This is a genomic window from Pseudoalteromonas sp. KJ63-1 (genome assembly GCF_055808145.1).
On the sequence record NZ_CM147855.1, the window covers coordinates 2744938 to 2762867 of the forward strand.

Consider the following 17930-nt stretch of genomic DNA (forward strand, 5'->3'; position numbering starts at 1 on the left):
CTTACCTAGTTTTTCTTATAGCTTACGCGGTAAATTACGTTAGCGTAATCATCGCTTACCAATAGACTGCCATCATTTAATTGTGCAAATGCAACAGGGCGTCCAAATGTAGTTTCGTCTTGCATAAAGCCGGTGATCAATGGCGTATATTTAGTTACTTTGGCATTTTCTATGGTTGCCACAGCCACTTTATAACCGACCCTTTTGGAGCGATTCCATGAACCATGCTCAGCAACAAACAACTGTTGTTTGTAGCTATCTGGGAACTGTTTGCCGGTATAAAAATGAATACCTAGTGGCGCAACATGCGCCCCCAATGCCAATGCAGGTTGAGTGTAATCAGCAATATTTTTGCCTTCACCAAACTCAGAATCAACAATAACGCCACCATGCACGTATGGAAAACCAAAGTGCTCTTCTTCCTTAGTGACTCGGTTTAGCTCATCGGGAGGAATATCATCCCCCATCATGTCGCGGCCGTTATCGCTAAACCATAGCATTTGCGTACTCGGATGAAAGTCAAAACCCACCGTATTACGTACACCTTTGGCTAAGGTCGTTATTTCTTTGGTGTCGGTATTTAACGAAAAAATACGGCCAAAGCGAGCATTTTCTTCACAAATATTACACGGTACGCCCACGGGAATTATCAGCTCGCCGTTTGGTGCAAAGCGCAAAAACTTCCAACCATGGTGACGCTCTGACGGTAAATCGCTATAAAACACTTCATACTCAGGATTTTTGAGGTGTTTATCGATATTTTTAAAACGAATAATACGGTGCACTTCACCGACATATAAGTCGCCGCCTTTAATTGCTAATCCCGAGGGCATATTTAACCCCTCTGCAATCACTATTTTTTTATCAGCAACGCCATCGCTGTTATGGTCAATCAGTGCATATACATTACCCGCCTTACGCGACCCTGCATACACTATACCTCTGTTTGATACTGCAATTTGCCGGGCATTTTCAACATCATCAGCAAATAAGCTGATTTCAAAACCCGGTGCAACCGTCAGCTTGTCGAGTATATTTTTCGCCATCACTGGCGATGATATTAAGCCGAGTAACAACAGTGTGCTAAATAACTTATTCATTTGCCTCTCCTGCTTTAAGCCCAAAGGCTTATTAAACTTGTGCCTTGTTACCGTGATCTTCTAACCATTGACGGCGATCTGATGAGCGCTTTTTAGCGAGTAGCATATCCATCATTTCCATCGTTTGCTGCTCTTCATCAAGAGTAAGCTGTACTAAACGGCGAGTATTTGGGTCCATGGTTGTTTCACGCAATTGTAGCGGGTTCATTTCACCCAAACCTTTAAAGCGTTGTACGTTTACTTTGCCACGTTTTTTTTCTGCTTCTATGCGCGCTAAAATGCCGTTTTTTTCATCTTCATCCAGCGCATAGTAAACATCTTTGCCAATATCAATTCTAAATAACGGTGGCATAGCAACATACACATGTCCGGTTTTAACCAACTGTGGAAAATGTCGCACAAATAAGGCACATAGTAAGGTGGCAATATGCAGTCCATCGGAGTCAGCATCCGCTAATATACAAATTTTATTATAACGTAGTCCCGACATATCGGCTGAGTCTGGGTCTATACCTAGCGCAACTGAAATATCGTGCACCTCTTGAGAGGCCAAAATTTGCCCTGACTCAACCTCCCAAGTATTTAAAATTTTACCTCTTAGCGGCATAATTGCTTGGAACTCACGATCTCGTGCTTGCTTTGCCGAGCCGCCTGCAGAATCACCCTCTACTAAAAACAATTCTGTACGGTCATTATCCGCAGCGCTACAGTCGGTAAGCTTACCCGGTAATGCTGGACCTGATGTTACTCGTTTACGGACTACTTTTTTAGCCGCACGTAAGCGACGCTGTGCATTAGAAATACATAATTCAGAAAGTAGCTCTGCGGTGTCAGTGTGCTCATTTAGCCATAGGCTAAAGGCATCTTTTACTACACCCGATACAAACGCAGCACATGAACGTGATGAGAGTTTCTCTTTGGTTTGTCCTGCAAATTGTGGGTCTTGCATTTTAACCGACAACACATAACTACAACGTTCCCAAATATCATCTGGGGTGAGCTTTACGCCACGTGGTAATAAATTTCTAAACTCACAAAATTCACGCATTGCTTCAAGTAAACCTTGGCGCAGACCATTTACATGGGTGCCCCCTTGCGCGGTAGGAATTAAGTTTACATAACTTTCGGCTATCGACTCACCACCTTCAGGCATCCATACTACCGCCCAATCAGCGCCTTCAATAGAACTTGAAAACTCACCCACAAATGGGTCTTTAGGTAGTATTTCGTAACCTTTAACGGCTTCAATTAAGTAATCTTTTAAGCCTGTTTCATAAAACCATTCTTGGGTTTCTTTCGTTTGTTTATTTACAAACTTAATACGCAAACCTGGGCATAAAACCGCTTTGGCTTTTAATAAGTGATTAAGCTTAGTCAAAGAAAAATTAGCAGAGTCAAAATAGCTGGTGTCTGGCCAAAAACGAACAGTAGTACCGGTGTTGCGTTTACCCACTGAGCCAATCACATTTAAATCTTCAACTTTATCGCCATGCTCAAAAGCCATTCTAAATTGCTGTGCATCACGGCGAACCGTTACTTCCACGCGGGTAGATAGTGCATTAACGACCGAGATACCTACGCCATGCAAGCCACCAGAAAATTGATAGTTTTTGTTTGAAAACTTACCGCCGGCATGCAGCTTAGTAAATATTAACTCAACTCCTGGAATACCTTCTTCTGGGTGAATGTCAATTGGCATACCTCGGCCATCGTCACTCACTTCAAGCGAATTATCTTCATGTAAAATGACATCAATGCGTGTTGCGTGCCCAGCCATTGCTTCATCAACACTGTTATCAATAACCTCTTGGCCTAAATGGTTTGGCCTTGTGGTATCTGTATACATGCCAGGGCGGCGTTTTACCGGCTCTAATCCATTAAGTACTTCAATGGCTTCGGCGTTATAATTTTGTTGAGTCATAGTTTTTATCTTTATATACGCTAATATCTGATTTTAAGAAAATCGACAATGCTTGAAAAAGCTCGTTCAAAGCCATTAAAGCTATGATCGCCGCCAAATTCAATTAACTGTTTACATTGTGAGTAATACTTTATTGCGTGCTGAAAATTTAACACTTCATCCCCTGTTTGCTGTAATAAATATAACAGCTCAGGGTGTTTTAACTCTGTCACCGTTAATGCTTTTAACGCATCTATATGACGAGTTTGTAATTGGTAATTATAATCTTGATACGGATTATAATTAGGCCCAAGTATAGGCTCTAATAATGTATATGGGGCAACGGCAGGATTAATTACCACTGCAGGAATTTGATAACGCTGCGATAAATACGTGGCAAAAAAACCACCTAACGAGCTGCCCAATAATACGGTATTCGGTGTTAATAGTTGCTCAAGCGCTATAATAGCCTCTACAGGCTCATGATTTAAGCGCGGCACACAATAATCAACATCATAGTGTGCCATAAGCTCACCAAAGCGCACAGCTTTATATGATTTTTCAGAGCTATTAAAACCGTGAATATAAATTACCCGTTTAACCATACCACGTCCGAGTGTATGTGCAGCTGTTGTTGCTCAGCATTTAAATACAGCATGCGATAAGCTGACCCTTTATTTTCTTGCTGCCAAGTCTCATTGTGTTTACTAAACTGCACGCAACTTGCAGGAGTGGCGTACACATTAAGCCCTCTAAACTGCTGTTGGTAGTCATTGTGAACGTGCCCATGAAACAGCGCATCAACGCAGCCATTATTAACTAATAAATTTAATAATTGCGGCCCATTTTCTAGCATATGTTTATCTAGGTAGCCATTAATAGGCAATGGGTTATGATGACAAAATGCAATGTGGCGATTGCTTGAATTAACTAAGCACGCCATAATTTCATCTAAATGTGTGGCGCTAACCCACCCTGCTGGTGTATCACCTTTAGAGTTAATTAATATTAGCTCAATTCCTTGCGCCACTATGTGTTTAGCGTGTTGTATTTGCCCGCCACTAATTAAATTAAGCTGTTCAATCTCATCATGGTTACCAGGCACCCAAAATACCGGGCAATCAACGTCACTATTATGAATAAGTTCTGCAAATAATAAATACGAATTAAAGCTGTGATCTTGTGTTAGGTCACCACCAAATATCAACGCATCCGGCTGCTGCTTTGCTATATCAGCCAATGCTTTAACAAAATGTTCAGCGGTATTAACGCCAAAGTATTCAGCATCTTTATCACTAAAAAGGTGGCAATCAGTTAGATGTGCAATTCGAAGCGTAGTTTGTTCAAAATAATAGATGTCATCAAACCAAGCCATTATTTACATCCCAATTAAGTGTTGATTGACCTCTTTCAACACACGCTACCAACCAGTCATACAAAAAAGCATTTAACTGATACTTTTCATCTTTTTGATGCATTTTTGGGTTAGGGTAACCATAAGAAGGCTTAATTCGTTGGTGGTAGTCATGATGAACAATTTCAGCCACCTTCGCATCATTGTACAAACGTACCGTTAAATACAGCGGTGCAATGCCAACGAGCATGCCATTTAACTGTTTAATAGAAACATCAAGTGTGTACTTAGCACTATCATCTATGTGAATTGCAAATTCACTGTGCCCTAATTTAATTTCTCTTACATTGCCAATCACTTGCTCATGAGGCAGTAGTTTTAAAAGGCGTACGTAATTGTGCTCACAAAGCGTTAAATACTTTGGAAGGCTTTGAATGTACCGATTAGTGGTTAAAAGTGCTGTCAAAATACCGCCATTACTATTAAAAATTAAAAACTATGCCCACTTTTTACGTATCTTATCGCGATTTAGCGCTAACCATTGCAAGCAAATTACGGTAGCAGCATTATCTATTTCACCACTATTAAGTCGCTGTAGTGCTTCGTCTACGTGCATAATATGGGTTTTAATATCTTCACCTTCGGTTTCTAACCCATAAATGCCAGTACTCATTTGGCTTAAATCGGCGTGAGCTAAATATAAGAACAAACGCTCTGTAGTACCGCCGGGGCTTGAAAGGTAAGACAACATAAACTCAAGTTCTGTTAAATTAAGCCCCGCTTCTTCAAGCGCTTCTTTTTTAACAACCGCTTCGTAATCTTCACTGCCATCGGTCATACCCGCTATACATTCTAACAGCCAAGGCGTATGTTTGCTTTTAATTGCGCCAATTCGAATTTGTTCTATAAGCAATACTTGCTCAGTGACTGGATCATAAGGTAATACCGCGACCGCATCGCCACGCTCTAAAATTTCTCGACGAATAACCTCAGACTCTCCACCAGCAAACAGGGCATGCTGAAATTGATAAAGGTTTATTTTAAAAAACCCTTATACAAATTTTCAACCGGTTTTAATCTCACATCATCATGGGTAAATTGAGTACGACTTTTATTCGCCATGTTTTTTATTTCCTTTTTGAAAGCGTAGATACATCAACGCCTTGATTGCCAGCCCCATTAAAACGCTAAATTGAGCGAATGAGGCGTGTTAGGTATATATTCTGTTACACTTGAAAACGTTGTTTTACTAATTTTTTTAGTTATTAAGTAAAACAGGTTAACATGCCTGTAGTACAAAAATTGTCTAAGGACCGAACATCACATGAAAAAGAACATCCTTGCAGCACTGGTTAGTTTATCATGCGCATTGGGCTCAACCGTAGCCAATGCTGAAGATTTACTTCAAGTTTTTGAAATCGCAACAGCCAACGATCCTACCGTTTTAAAAGCAAAAGCCCAAGCTGATGCTCAATCATACCAAAGCGATCGCGCTATGAGCGCATTATTACCGCAAATTGGTTTGACTATGGGTTATACAAAGTCTGACTCAACTTCCTTCAGACAATCTGAAGATTTATCTTCTATTAATAAAATTAATTCTGAAAGCGACGAGTTTTCTCGTGGTATTAGCTTAAGCCAAACGTTATTTGATTTAGGCGCATGGAATTCGTTAGGTATAGCCGACAAACAAGCACTTCAAGCAAGCGGTCAATACGACTTTGCTAAGCAAAACCTAATTGTTCGTGTTGCTGAGGGTTATTTTAACGTACTTAGCGCTATTGATAACCTTGAATTTGTACAAGCTGAAAAACGTGCCATTGAGCGCCAACTTGAACAAACTAAACAGCGTTACGCTGTAGGTTTAACAGCTATTACCGATGTACATGAAGCACAAGCACAATTTGATAACTCAGTAGCGCAAGAGATCATTGCTAATAATGCGGTAGAAACAGCCCGTGAGCAGCTACGTGAGATCACTGGTAAGTATCACGCAAAACTTGATATGTTAAACACCAAAACGTTTTCTACTGTTAAGCCAAGTACGCCTGCAACTGATTTAGTTAAAATAGCTAAAGACAAAAATTTGAATCTGCAGGTATCAAAAATCACGGTTGATATAGCTAAAGAACAAATTGAACTCGCAAAAGCAGGTCATTATCCAAAACTAACGTTAAATGCTAGCTACGGCGACTCATTGACAGATAGCGAGTCAAATGGCGTTAGTTTTGACGATCAACCTCGTTCAGATTCTAGCTCTATTGGACTAAACTTTAGCGTACCACTTTACTCAGGTGGCGCAACGGTTGCTGCAACAGATCAAGCACGTGCATTTTACGTTGCTGCTAGCCAAGATTTTGAAACCGATTATCGTGCAGTAACTCGCTCTGTAATTACTTCTTACAATCAAGTGGTATCTGACATTGCGACATTCAAAGCGCTTGAGCAAGCGGTTATCTCAGCAGAAAGCGCATTAAAAGCCACTGAAGCGGGTTTTGAAGTAGGTACACGTACAATCGTTGATGTACTGATCAGTACGCAAAACTTGTACAATGCAAAGCGTAATCTTGCTGATGTGCGTTATCGTTATGTTGTATCAACGCTTCGCTTAAAACAAGCGACAGGAACATTAAGCCGTGAAGATTTAGTGGGTATAAACCAAGGTTTAAATACTGTTAACTAAGCAGACGACTTCATTATAAATAATCACTAAAGCCAGCTTTTTGCTGGCTTTTTGTATTTTTTAACACATAGCGTTAAACTAGCCTTTTATTTTTAGAGAAATTTTTGTGGTTAACTCATCCCCTTTTAAAACCTCTTTTTTAGGTCCTCGTTACTGGCTAACCTGGATTGGCGTTTTGTTTTTATATCTCATTTCTTGGTTACCGCAAAAACTACAATTAGCTATGGGTAAGCAGCTAGGACGCTTGGTTCATAAATATATGAAGCGTAGAAGGCATATTGCTGAGGTTAATATTAAACGCTGTTTCCCCACAATGAGCGAAGCCGAGCAACAACAACTGGTACTTAAAAATATGGAAAATACCGGTATTGCCATGGTTGAAACCGGTATGGCTTGGTGGTGGCCACAATGGCGGGTCAAAAAAGTACTCGGGTCAATAAAAGGGCTTGAGCACTTTGAGCGCGTACAACAATCAGGAAAAGGTGTTTTATTACTTGTTCCACATATACTTCATCTTGAAATGACAAGTCGTGTAATGGGTTTGAAGTGCCAAGGTATTGGCTTTTACCGCCCGCATAACAATCCGCTTATGGAATACTTTACCACCAATGGACGTCTTCGCTCTAATGAATACATGGTTGGGAAAAAAGACGTAAAAGGATTATTAAAATCATTAAAAAATAAAAAGCTGTGTTATTACTTACCCGATCAGGATTATGGCCGTAACCGCTGTGAGTTTGTGCCTTTTTACGCAGTACCCGATACAGCAACAACCACTGGTACACTAATGTTTGCAGGTAGTAAAAACTGCGAAACAATGAGCTTAATTGCTTACAGGGATAACAACGGAAAGTATCACTTAGAAATCGTACCTGAGCTTGAAAATTTCCCAAGCGGCGATGATAAAGCCGATGTAACACGTGTTAATCAGCGCATGGAGCAATCAATAAATGCCGCCCCTGAACAATATATGTGGTTGCATAGACGTTTTAAAACACGCCCAGATAAAGACGCTCCATCTTTTTATTAAAGATGGGTTATTAAAATAACAAAGACGAGTAACAGCCATGTGGTTTTGGATTAGATATATACTTTTAGCTTTATTGTTAATTGGTGCAGCCATTTACTTTTTACTAAATGGTACATCGTCGCTCAATTATCAACAAACCACTAATGCTGCGGCTGAGGGATTATCGCGGTTTTATGCATCAATTAGAGATAGGATTACTACCGATAAAGACAATGACAAATTTGTAATTGAACTCGAAAAACCCGATCTTAGTCTCGACAGAGCGCTAAACCAACGCTCTTTTGTAGTAGAACCCATGCCTTTAAATTGGAGTGGAGAAGTAGGCCCGCGTCGCTTTCAACCTGATTCAACCTTACGTACCGTTCTTACCCAATATGCTAATAACGAAGGGGTTACATTATTATGGTACTTAGATAAGGATTACGTTGTTAAAGATCACTTTCGAATCGATAGCAGTTTTAATTCCGCTTTATACCGCGTTAGCCGCTCTATTAATGATGACTTTTCAAATGAAGTGTATGCGTTCTTCTGCCCTAAACAACGTGCAGCGGTCATTACCGAGCTACCGTCTGAATTTGTACGTACACACTGTTTAAAGCTAAGCAATTAACTAGGGTCTGTTGACCTTTCAAGGTTGAGTTTGCAGCAGTCTGTTTGGTATTTAGGCAAGGCAGAGCCTATCTATACCCAAGTTGCCTTAATCTGCGAGTTTCAGTTGGAATTAAAAGCTATTTTGACAAGGCATTGATTGAAAATAATGGTTATTCCCTTGTTAAAATCAATAACGCAGTATAAATAGCTTTTAAACCAACCCGCAGGGCGTTTCACAGAAACTTACTCCCTTTATTGTTCCTTTTTAAAAGGGACGACCATTATTGCAAAGGGAACGCCTTGATATTAAGTCCCTGTGAAAAGCTGAATTCTGCATATTGAGGCAATTTGGGTATAATGTGGTTATTCCCCATAAATAGGCGATAACGTGGAATAAATGCCAAACAGGCGCTGCCCGAAGGGTTCTGCCTAGGGGCAATTAACTCTTTGTTGCCTACATGGATGTAGGTAAGGGGCGTGAGCAGGACGCGGAAGCTTTGCTCGGTTCTTACTTAGCCCACTAGGTTACAAACCTCGCGCCGCGACTAAATTGCCCCTAGTTTGAACAAATATCAATCCGCAAAGATCAACAGACCCTTGGCTTTATAAGCGCTCAATAGTCATTGAGCGCTTATAAATCAGTCCAACTCAAAAATAGCTTTCCAAACAGCAGTTACATTATTGATATCTTTACTAAAATCTTCACGTTTTACACAACGACCCTGCTGATCTAAGCTCAACACATGATAGCGTGAGCGATAATCTATATAAGCTTTAATAAGTTGCTGTTTCTGTGTGTCTGTAATGCAACCAATTTTAGCCGCGTCCGTTAAAATTCTGACATTGTCAGAATTGTCGCATAAGTGGTTAAACTCATGAGCGTACTTTAATACTAAATATTGGGTGATAAACTCAATATCGGTCATCGCCCCCACGTCTTGTTTTAAATCAAACTGCTGCTCGTTACCTTTAGCTAAATGACCACGCATTTTTTCGCGCATTTTAATCACGTCGGTTTTTAACAGCTCAACATCACGTTTTTGACACAATATCTCGGCGCGAATTTGTGCAAAACGCGTTACTAATTCAGTTTGCCCCAAAATCAGCCTCGCTCTGACTAAAGCTTGATGCTCCCACGTCCATGCTTGAGTTTGTTGGTAATGATTAAAACTCTCTAAGTTAATCGCTAATAACCCTGACGCCCCCTCTGGGCGAAGTCGAGTATCTAATTCATATAAAATACCTGAGGCAGTACGGGTATTAAATAAATGCATTAAACGCTGTGCTAGCTTTAAATAAAATTGCCTTGAGTCAATTGCCTTGTCGCCACAGGTATAGCTGGTACCGTCATGGTTATGCACGAACACTAAATCGAGATCAGAGTCATAACCCACCTCAAAACCACCGGTTTTTCCATACGCAATAACGGCAAAGCCTTTATGTTCATCATCGGTATTAGGTGGCATGCCAAAACGTTTAACACAATGATACCAAGCAATATTAACAGCCTGATCAACTATCGCTTCTGCAAGTGCGGTTAAGTGATCGCTTACTTTCATTACATCAATTACGCCAGTGGCATCTGCGGCGGCAATACGTAATTGGTGGGTTTGTTTAAACTGACGTAATGCCTCCATTTGTTGTTCAAGATCGTCATGTTCAATACGTAAAAAATACTGTCTTATTTCATCTTTATATGCTGTTAATGGGGTCGGTTTGTATAGCACTGCAGGGTCGATAAGTTCATCGAGCAAAATGGGATACAATGAAATATGCTCTCCAATCCACTTACTATGGCAACAGAGCAAAACTAACTGCTTTAACGTTCCAGGGTTTTCATACAACAACTCTAAATAAGCGGTGCGCGAAATAATTTTATTTAGTATTTGACATACCGTTGTAAACGCACTGGCAGTAGCATTAAAGTCATTTAATTGCTTGAGCAATGCAGGCATTAATTTATCAAGAATATCGCGTCCACGGTTGCCCACTTTGGCTTTAGATAGGCGCTGTTTGAAGTCATGTAATGGTGTTTGCCACTCTTCTCTTGGTTCATTCAAAAAGCTAACATCACCATGATCCCAAGTACTTATAAACGCGCCTTCACAAGTATCAAGTGGTTCGGTTTCTTCACCAATTACCTGAATAAACTCATTATGAATTTGCGCCATGACCTGTTCTATTTTTTCAATAGCTGAGTCAAAATTACCTTGCTTCAACAATACATTCAGCCGTTGCTGATTTAGCTCATCATCAGGCAGAGTTTGTGTTTGCTGATCATCAAAAATCTGTAGGTATTGCTCTACCATACGTAAATAAAGATAGTTATTTTTAAGCCCTCTGGCTTCATGCTCATCAATCACTTGGCTAAAAGTTAGCTGCTCTAATGCAGTTAATAGAGATTGTGTTTGTAAATTTGCTTCTCTGCCGCCCCTGACCATTTGCAATGCTTGAACAATAAATTCAACTTCGCGAATGCCGCCACCACCTAATTTAATGTTATTAGTTAAGCGCTTACGACGCACTTCTTGGGCAATCATGAGTTTCATTTTTCTAAGCGATTCAATCACAGAAAAATCAATGTAGCGGCGATAAACAAAAGGTCTCAGCAAAGTATTAAATTCCTGCCAATAACGACTAGGCGTGCCAATTAATCGCCCTTTTAACATCGCGTAGCGCTCCCAATCACGCCCTTGCTCTTGGTAATAGTCTTCAATGGCATTAAAGCTCATCACCAACGGACCACTTTCACCAAATGGGCGCAGACGCATATCAACCCGAAATACTTGGCCATCCACGGTGCATTGGTTCAGGGCTGTAATTAACTTTTGGGCCACTTTAGTATAAAAAACAGATGCTTCGAGCGAGCGACGACCACCTTGGGTTTTAACGTTGCGGGGGTATGCAAAAATAAGGTCTATATCAGATGAGTAATTTAGCTCTTGCCCTCCTAACTTCCCCATGCCTAGTACCATTAATGGTAAAGCGTTTTTATCTTCATCTAATGGTTCACCATTAGTTTTAGCAACATTATTGTAGGCCCATTGATTAGCACTATCTATCAGTTTATTGGCAAGTTCACTAATGTATTTAATGCTATCCGCAATTGAGTTTTCACAACATAAGTCTAAAAAAGCGACTTTTAGCCAGTACTTTTCACGATATTGGCGCAGTAATTGATGACACTGCTGCTCTTCCACTTCATTTATATTAAGTGTTGCAAAGGGATCTGAAATTTCTCTATTATTAATTTCAACTTCGCATAGCAACCAAGACAACAGCGAAGGTTGAGAGCTTAAACTGCGCCAAGCAAAATCACTTAACGCTAATAAACGCACGAATTGCTGCTGGATTTGTTGTTCGGGATACAGCGTTGCAAAACGCGTTTCACCCAGTTTTTGTAATTCAATAGGAAGCTGCGTGTCGTTACTCATCAATACCCTCTTTTATCTCACCAATAACCATACTAGAATGGTTAAAAACCTATCAAGGTAAATCTATTTAGGAACACCATGTCATACTTGTCATTATCTAACACTAGTTTAGTTGCGATTGCTATTAGTTTTGTGGTTATTTGTATTATTATCATCAGTTTAAGAATTATTACTCAAATAAAAGCAAAACAAGCACTTAAAGAAGAATTAGCGCAACATGATAACTTTGCAATGGGAATTAGTTTTGCTTCTGAAATATCAGTCGTGATCGCCACGATGGCATTTTTGTTCGATGAAATTAGTATTAGCACCGCTCAATCAAATCCGCTGAAAGTCATTTTATTAATTGTGCTGTTATTTTCGTTTATAAAAATGGGACATTTAATCCACCGTAAATGGATTTTACGCCGCTTTAATGAAGAAGCAGCTATATTAAAACAAAACGTTTGTGCTGCGTTGGTTGATTCAGGCATGCTGATTGCCAACTGCATTTTAGTATTGGGTTTATATACGTGGACACACACTCAAGGCTTTAGTAATTTATTAATAGCCTCGGTAAGCTTTTTTGTTTTACAAGGCATGTTTGCCCTAGACAGTAAAATACGCGAAAACCGCTTTGCTAAAGCCAACCAAGGGGCCTCTTTGCAAAGTAACTTTGGTTTAGAAAACACCTCCATTGGTATTCGCTATGCGGGTAAATCAATAGGCTTAGCTCTTGCTGCGTATGCTGGTTTATCGAGTGCGGCGTTTCAAAACGGTAAAATGGTAGAGAACTTATTTACTTTGGTAATGCATTGCGGTGTGATGTGGCTGTTACTATACTGTTTAACGTATATTATAAAAATTATTTCAATGCCAAATATAGATACCGCACTTGAAGTCGATCATCAGGATAATATTGGCATTGCCTGTATTGAATTTGCTGTATTTTGTGCTATTGGTTATTTATTAATAAGTATGTTTTCAATTTAGTACCAAACTCATTAAATTTAGCCGTTGCTTAACGTCCCTATTTAATTGTTTGGTAAATTAACAGGGACTTTAGGCATATGGCAATTAAAACAGGAAGTTATCTATTAATCGATATAGATAACGAGTTCAGCCGAGCATTTGTAAAACATTACATAAATACTAATGATGCTGCTAAAAAGGACATCATAATAGCCGGTGCGAACACGCAAAAGCTGGTTAAAATGATGTTTGATGAACTCGTTAAAGATTATTGCTATTGCGATATTGAGAACGAAATCAGTATTTCAGAACTGGCCAGCTACCTTCACGAACACCACAATGTTCAAGGCGTATTATTCAACCAAACAGATTATTTGCTCGCTGATGATACACAGCGCTTTATTTATAATTCATTACATGAAAAACGCTATATTATTAGTCAAACCAATCATGGCTATGACATTAACCCCATAAATGAAGAGTGCCATTCAAATCATTTGTCCTGTGATACCGATATAGCCCAAACCGCACAAGAACTAACAGAGCTTGCAGTCCCTGAATATGAAAAATAAATAATTGCACCCAAGCCTTTGCTTACTTACCATAGAGGGATATAACTTCTATGTAAAAAAGTGATTTGCCATGCGAGTGCCTCATATTTATCAATCATCACCAATTGCCCTTAATACTCCTTTAAACCTTGACGATGATGCTGCAGGGCACATAGGCCGTGTGTTGCGCATGAAAGTGGGCGAGCAGGTTTCTATTTTTAATGGTGAAGGCGGAGAGTTTCTAAGTGAAATTATTGAGGTGAGTAAAAAGAGCGTGGTTGTTATGCCGCTTGAATTTAATCCTCATGACGTTGAATCACCATTAAAAATTCATTTAGGCCAGTGCGTATCCCGTGGTGACAAAATGGATTTTACCATTCAAAAGTCTGTTGAATTAGGGATCACTGAAATCACCCCTATTTTTAGCCAGCGCTGCGGCGTAAAACTAAGTGGCGACCGCTTAGAAAAAAACACCAGCAATGGCAAAAAATAGCCATTGCCGCAGCAGAGCAATCTGGGCGCAACTTTGTGCCAAAAGTACACTCACCTGTTGATTTAAAAACCTGGCTTGAACAGCAAACAGCTGCCATTAAATTAACTTTGCATCCTCGCGCCGAACACAGTATTAAAACCCTTACCGTTCCCGATGACGGCGTGCGCTTTTTAGTAGGGCCTGAAGGCGGATTTACCGACGATGAAATAGCACAAACAAAGCAACAAGAATTTGTAGATATTCGCTTAGGCCCGCGGGTACTTCGCACAGAAACAGCAGCGTTAACCGTTTTAAGCGCACTGCAATTACAATTTGGCGATTTAGCTAATTGAAATAACTAAAAGCACCCACATATCAAGATTACAGTTGTAAAAAACACATAAACTAAGGCACAGCGCATGGCAATTAAGTTAGGTATTATTTCAGATCCTATTAGTGGATTTAATATTAAAAAAGACACCGGTTTTGCAATGATGATGCAAGCTCAAACCCGTGGCTACGAAATTTACTACATGGAAATGGATGATTTATCGCTGCGTCAAGGCAATGCCTACGCTACTGCAGCCAAAGCACAGGTTTTTGATAACGCAGAAAAGTGGTACCAACTTGAAGAAAAAACCACCATTGCACTGGCTGACTTAGACGTTATTTTAATGCGTAAAGATCCGCCTTTTGATACTGAATATATTTACGCAACCTATATTTTAGAACGTGCTGAGCAAGCGGGTACTTTAGTTATTAATAAGCCACAGAGCTTGCGTGACGCCAATGAAAAACTATTTACCGCTTGGTTTAGTGAGCATACACCTGATACGTTAGTTACGCGCAGCCAAAAGCAAATCCGTGAATTTTTAGCCGAGCACAAAGATATTATTTTAAAACCATTGGATGGTATGGGCGGTGCTTCTATTTTTAGAGTAAAAGCAGATGATGCCAATATTGGCGTAATATGCGAAACCTTAACTGAGCATGGCAGTCGCTTTGCGATGGCGCAAAATTACATTGAAGAGATCACTCAAGGTGACAAGCGCGTATTGGTTGTTGATGGTGAAGTTATTCCTTATTGTTTAGCGCGTATCCCACAAAACGGCGAAACGCGCGGTAACTTAGCCGCCGGCGGACGTGGTGAAGCACGCCCAATTAGTGAGTCAGATCTTAAAATTGCTCAAGCAGTTGCCCCTACATTGAAAGAAAAAGGCTTAATATTTGTTGGCTTAGATATCATTGGCGATAAGTTAACTGAAATTAACGTAACAGCACCAACCTGTGTTAAAGAAATTGAGGCCGCTTACGAGATTTCTATTACCGGTATTTTATTTGATGCTATAGAGAGAAAGCTTAGTAAATAATATTAAAGCCATAACAAAATTTAAGCAGTGGCGCTTCTATAGTCACCGCTTAAAGTTGAATAAATTTTAGTGTTAAAACATGGGACTATGCCATACTCAAGATTCAATAACTAAAAGGGTAAAAATTATGCAGTCATTAGAAAATCATTTTTTAATCGCAATGCCATCAATGCAAGACCCTTTTTTTAAACGTGCGGTCACTTATATTTGTGAACACAATGAAGAAGGCGCTATGGGACTTGTTATCAATCAGCCGATTGATGTTACCGTAGGTGAGCTACTCGACAAAATTGATATTGATAACGATAAGTCGCAACATGCTGCGCAAGTGACAGTGTATGCTGGCGGGCCGGTAAAAACGGATCGTGGCTTTGTACTACATTCACCAAAACCGGGGTATTCGGCAAGCCAAAAGTTGAGTAGTGATATTATGATCACTACCTCAAAAGATGTATTAGCCACATTAACTACTGCTCAAGCACCCGAGCAATTTATAATTACCTTAGGTTACTCAGGTTGGGAGCAAGGCCAGCTAGAACAAGAGCTACTTGATAATAGCTGGTTGATTATAAAAGCCGACCCTAAAATAATTTTTGATACCCCAGTGGAAAAGCGCTGGGAAATGGCAGTCTCTATGCTTGGTTTTGATGTTAGCCAATTAAGCCCTGAAGCTGGACATGCCTAATAACATAAAAGACAAACATGACTAAAAAAACTGTAAAAGCGCAAGGTGAGCGCACCGTAATGGGATTTGATTTTGGTACTAAGAGCATTGGTATTGCAATTGGTCAAGAATTGACAGGCAGCGCCACCAGCCTAAAGGCGGTGAAAGCTCAAGATGGCATCCCTAATTGGGATGACATTGCTGTACAGGTAAAAGAGTGGCAACCTGACTTAATGGTGGTTGGCTTACCGCTTAATATGGATGGCACCTCACAAGAGGTTACCTTTAAAGCCAAAAAGTTCGCCAATCGATTGCATAATCATTACGGTATTGCGGTTCATACTCAAGATGAGCGCTTAACTACCGCTGATGCTAAAGCACGATTGTTTGAACGTGGTGGTTATAAAAACTTAGGTAAAGGCAACGTAGATAATATGTCTGCGGTGATTATTCTAGAGAGCTTTTTTGAAGCCAGTTATGGCGAATAAATTGATTTAACAAAAAAGCGCCTAAGGCGCTTTTTTTACGTGTGGATTTTGACTAGGGTCTGTTAGTCTTTACGGATTAAAACTCGTTCAAACTAGGAGCAATTTAATCGCGGCGCGAGGTTTGTAACCTAGTGGGTTCGATAATTGCTCCTACGTTATTCTACTGGCTTACATCCATGTAGGCAGCAACGAGTTAATTGTCCTTAGGTAATATTACCTTTATCATCAAGGCCATCAATGGTTACACCTTGCAAAAAGCCTGCCCCTTGCTGCTCGTTATTACGCAGTTTTATCATTAAACGTAAATCATTTGGCGAGTCTGCATGATGAAGTGCATCGGCATAGTTAATCCGTTGCTGTCTGTAAAGCTCAAACAGCGCTTGGTCAAAGGTCTGCATGCCCATTTCAGTTGATTTGGCCATAGTTTCTTTAATACCACCAATGTTACCGTTTTTAATCAGCTCACTCACCATTGGCGTATTCAATAATACCTCTATAGCAGCAGCACGTCCCTCCCCATCAGAGGTTGGGATAAGCTGCTGGGCAATAATAGCGCGTAAGTTTAATGCTAAATCATATTTAAGCTTATCGTGCTTCTCTTTTGGCACTAAATGCATAATACGATCAATAGCTTGGTTAGCATTGTTAGCATGCAAGGTGGCAACACATAGATGACCTGTTTCTGCAAAGCTTAACGCATACTCCATAGTTTCTTGCGATCGAATTTCACCAATTAAAATAACATCAGGCGCTTGTCGTAAAGAGCTTTTGAGTGCTGACTCAAAACTTTCAGTATCTAAGCCCACTTCACGTTGAGTAATAATGCTTTTTTTATGTTCATGCACAAACTCAATGGGATCTTCTATAGTTAAAATATGCCCTCGTTGATTACGATTTCTATAACCAATAAGCGCCGCCAAAGAGGTTGATTTACCTGTTCCCGTACCACCGACAAATAATACCAGTCCGCGCTTTGACATAATCACATCAGTAAGCGCTGAGGGCAATCCAAGTTCTTTTACATCAGGTATTTGGGTCACAATCCGGCGAATAACCATCCCCGCTCTGTCGCGTTGCCAAAAAGCCGAAATACGAAAGCGCCCTTCACTGGTTGCAATCGCAAAGTTACACTCTTTAGTGTTATGAAACTCTGCTTTTTGCTTTTCACTCATCGCTGATTCAACTAATTCCAGCGCTTGCTCATCGGTTAGTTTGTCATCATTAAGAGGTGTGAGCTCACCATTAATTTTAGCGCTGATAGGCAGCTGGCTTGATACAAATAAATCAGAGCCTTTTTTGTCGATCATTATTTGTAAAAAGTGATTTAGAGATAAAGTCATAA

General features: G+C 40.1%; 15 protein-coding genes and 2 pseudogenes. 9 read left to right on the forward strand and 8 right to left on the reverse strand.

Translation table 11 applies throughout. From position 1 onward, the window contains the following. Positions 1 to 5: 5 nt before the first annotated feature. The 6 genes and pseudogenes from AC0L7Q_RS13175 to AC0L7Q_RS13200 form a co-directional block, all read right to left on the reverse strand. A complete protein-coding gene (locus AC0L7Q_RS13175; RefSeq protein WP_413400775.1) occupies positions 6 to 1100 on the reverse strand; it encodes a PQQ-dependent sugar dehydrogenase in 1095 nt (364 codons plus the stop codon). Between the two features lie 31 nt (positions 1101 to 1131). Beyond that, positions 1132 to 3021: a DNA topoisomerase IV subunit B gene (parE, locus tag AC0L7Q_RS13180; protein ID WP_413400776.1), complete on the reverse strand. Its 1890-nt coding sequence runs from the start codon at positions 3019 to 3021 to the stop codon at positions 1132 to 1134. Positions 3022 to 3041: 20 nt separating this feature from the next. Beyond that, positions 3042 to 3605, reverse strand: a complete 564-nt coding sequence (locus AC0L7Q_RS13185; RefSeq protein ID WP_413400777.1) for a YqiA/YcfP family alpha/beta fold hydrolase — start codon at positions 3603 to 3605, stop codon at positions 3042 to 3044. Then, complete coding sequence (locus AC0L7Q_RS13190) at positions 3590 to 4375, reverse strand: metallophosphoesterase (RefSeq protein ID WP_413400778.1); 786 nt, start codon at positions 4373 to 4375, stop codon at positions 3590 to 3592. The genes AC0L7Q_RS13185 and AC0L7Q_RS13190 overlap by 16 nt, the downstream gene beginning before the upstream one ends. Next, complete coding sequence (locus AC0L7Q_RS13195) at positions 4362 to 4820, reverse strand: DUF1249 domain-containing protein (RefSeq protein ID WP_055012529.1); 459 nt, start codon at positions 4818 to 4820, stop codon at positions 4362 to 4364. The genes AC0L7Q_RS13190 and AC0L7Q_RS13195 overlap by 14 nt, the downstream gene beginning before the upstream one ends. A 30-nt stretch (positions 4821 to 4850) precedes the next feature. Next, a pseudogene (locus AC0L7Q_RS13200) lies at positions 4851 to 5476 on the reverse strand (NUDIX domain-containing protein). Between the two features lie 202 nt (positions 5477 to 5678). Between AC0L7Q_RS13200 and tolC the strand changes: the two are divergent. The 3 genes from tolC to AC0L7Q_RS13215 all read left to right on the forward strand — a co-directional run bounded on the left by tolC (position 5679) and on the right by AC0L7Q_RS13215 (position 8677). Further along, a complete protein-coding gene (tolC, locus tag AC0L7Q_RS13205) occupies positions 5679 to 7037 on the forward strand; it encodes an outer membrane channel protein TolC (RefSeq protein WP_138608421.1) in 1359 nt (452 codons plus the stop codon). A 106-nt stretch (positions 7038 to 7143) separates the two neighbouring features. After that, positions 7144 to 8067: an LpxL/LpxP family Kdo(2)-lipid IV(A) lauroyl/palmitoleoyl acyltransferase gene (gene lpxL, locus AC0L7Q_RS13210; RefSeq protein WP_138609260.1), complete on the forward strand. Its 924-nt coding sequence runs from the start codon at positions 7144 to 7146 to the stop codon at positions 8065 to 8067. 37 nt (positions 8068 to 8104) lie between these two features. Next, positions 8105 to 8677 carry a toxin co-regulated pilus biosynthesis Q family protein gene (locus AC0L7Q_RS13215; RefSeq protein WP_138609258.1) on the forward strand — a complete coding sequence of 191 codons (573 nt, stop codon included), beginning with the start codon at positions 8105 to 8107 and terminating at the stop codon, positions 8675 to 8677. A 619-nt stretch (positions 8678 to 9296) separates the two neighbouring features. Here the strand turns inward: AC0L7Q_RS13215 and glnE are convergent. Further along, a complete protein-coding gene (glnE, locus tag AC0L7Q_RS13220) occupies positions 9297 to 12092 on the reverse strand; it encodes a bifunctional [glutamate--ammonia ligase]-adenylyl-L-tyrosine phosphorylase/[glutamate--ammonia-ligase] adenylyltransferase (protein ID WP_413400780.1) in 2796 nt (931 codons plus the stop codon). Positions 12093 to 12170: 78 nt separating this feature from the next. Between glnE and AC0L7Q_RS13225 the strand changes: the two genes are divergently transcribed. The 6 genes and pseudogenes from AC0L7Q_RS13225 (at position 12171) to ruvX (ending at position 16588) form a co-directional block, all read left to right on the forward strand. Then, entirely contained in the window at positions 12171 to 13064 is an 894-nt protein-coding gene (locus tag AC0L7Q_RS13225) for a DUF350 domain-containing protein (RefSeq protein WP_010391581.1), read from the forward strand. A gap of 77 nt (positions 13065 to 13141) precedes the next feature. Beyond that, on the forward strand, positions 13142 to 13615 hold the full coding sequence (locus AC0L7Q_RS13230) for a hypothetical protein (RefSeq protein ID WP_010391582.1): 474 nt from the start codon (positions 13142 to 13144) through the stop codon (positions 13613 to 13615). 70 nt (positions 13616 to 13685) lie between these two features. After that, positions 13686 to 14419, forward strand: a pseudogene (gene rsmE, locus AC0L7Q_RS13235) (16S rRNA (uracil(1498)-N(3))-methyltransferase). Between the two features lie 66 nt (positions 14420 to 14485). Continuing rightward, positions 14486 to 15436: a glutathione synthase gene (gene gshB / locus AC0L7Q_RS13240; protein ID WP_010391584.1), complete on the forward strand. Its 951-nt coding sequence runs from the start codon at positions 14486 to 14488 to the stop codon at positions 15434 to 15436. A gap of 127 nt (positions 15437 to 15563) precedes the next feature. Next, positions 15564 to 16121: a YqgE/AlgH family protein gene (locus AC0L7Q_RS13245; RefSeq protein ID WP_010391585.1), complete on the forward strand. Its 558-nt coding sequence runs from the start codon at positions 15564 to 15566 to the stop codon at positions 16119 to 16121. Positions 16122 to 16138: 17 nt separating this feature from the next. Then, entirely contained in the window at positions 16139 to 16588 is a 450-nt protein-coding gene (gene ruvX / locus AC0L7Q_RS13250) for a Holliday junction resolvase RuvX (protein WP_010391588.1), read from the forward strand. Between the two features lie 203 nt (positions 16589 to 16791). Here the strand turns inward: ruvX and AC0L7Q_RS13255 are convergent, their stop codons facing one another. Next, the gene (locus AC0L7Q_RS13255) at positions 16792 to 17928 is read right to left on the reverse strand and encodes a PilT/PilU family type 4a pilus ATPase (protein WP_413400782.1); all 1137 of its coding nucleotides are present in this window, start codon (positions 17926 to 17928) and stop codon (positions 16792 to 16794) included. Positions 17929 to 17930: the final 2 nt, after the last annotated feature.

Bases quoted from the DNA above. Each gene is read 5' to 3' on its own strand.
- tolC (WP_138608421.1), top strand. From the start codon at position 5,679: ATGAAAAAGAACATCCTTGCAGCACTGGTTAGTTTATCATGCGCATTG.
- AC0L7Q_RS13225 (WP_010391581.1), top strand. From the start codon at position 12,171: ATGTCATACTTGTCATTATCTAACACTAGTTTAGTTGCGATTGCTATT.
- AC0L7Q_RS13190 (WP_413400778.1), bottom strand. From the start codon at position 4,375: ATGGCTTGGTTTGATGACATCTATTATTTTGAACAAACTACGCTTCGA.
- ruvX (WP_010391588.1), top strand. From the start codon at position 16,139: ATGACTAAAAAAACTGTAAAAGCGCAAGGTGAGCGCACCGTAATGGGA.
- gshB (WP_010391584.1), top strand. From the start codon at position 14,486: ATGGCAATTAAGTTAGGTATTATTTCAGATCCTATTAGTGGATTTAAT.
- AC0L7Q_RS13230 (WP_010391582.1), top strand. From the start codon at position 13,142: ATGGCAATTAAAACAGGAAGTTATCTATTAATCGATATAGATAACGAG.
- AC0L7Q_RS13215 (WP_138609258.1), top strand. From the start codon at position 8,105: ATGTGGTTTTGGATTAGATATATACTTTTAGCTTTATTGTTAATTGGT.
- parE (WP_413400776.1), bottom strand. From the start codon at position 3,021: ATGACTCAACAAAATTATAACGCCGAAGCCATTGAAGTACTTAATGGA.
- glnE (WP_413400780.1), bottom strand. From the start codon at position 12,092: ATGAGTAACGACACGCAGCTTCCTATTGAATTACAAAAACTGGGTGAA.
- AC0L7Q_RS13255 (WP_413400782.1), bottom strand. From the start codon at position 17,928: ATGACTTTATCTCTAAATCACTTTTTACAAATAATGATCGACAAAAAA.
- AC0L7Q_RS13185 (WP_413400777.1), bottom strand. From the start codon at position 3,605: ATGGTTAAACGGGTAATTTATATTCACGGTTTTAATAGCTCTGAAAAA.
- AC0L7Q_RS13245 (WP_010391585.1), top strand. From the start codon at position 15,564: ATGCAGTCATTAGAAAATCATTTTTTAATCGCAATGCCATCAATGCAA.
- AC0L7Q_RS13175 (WP_413400775.1), bottom strand. From the start codon at position 1,100: ATGAATAAGTTATTTAGCACACTGTTGTTACTCGGCTTAATATCATCG.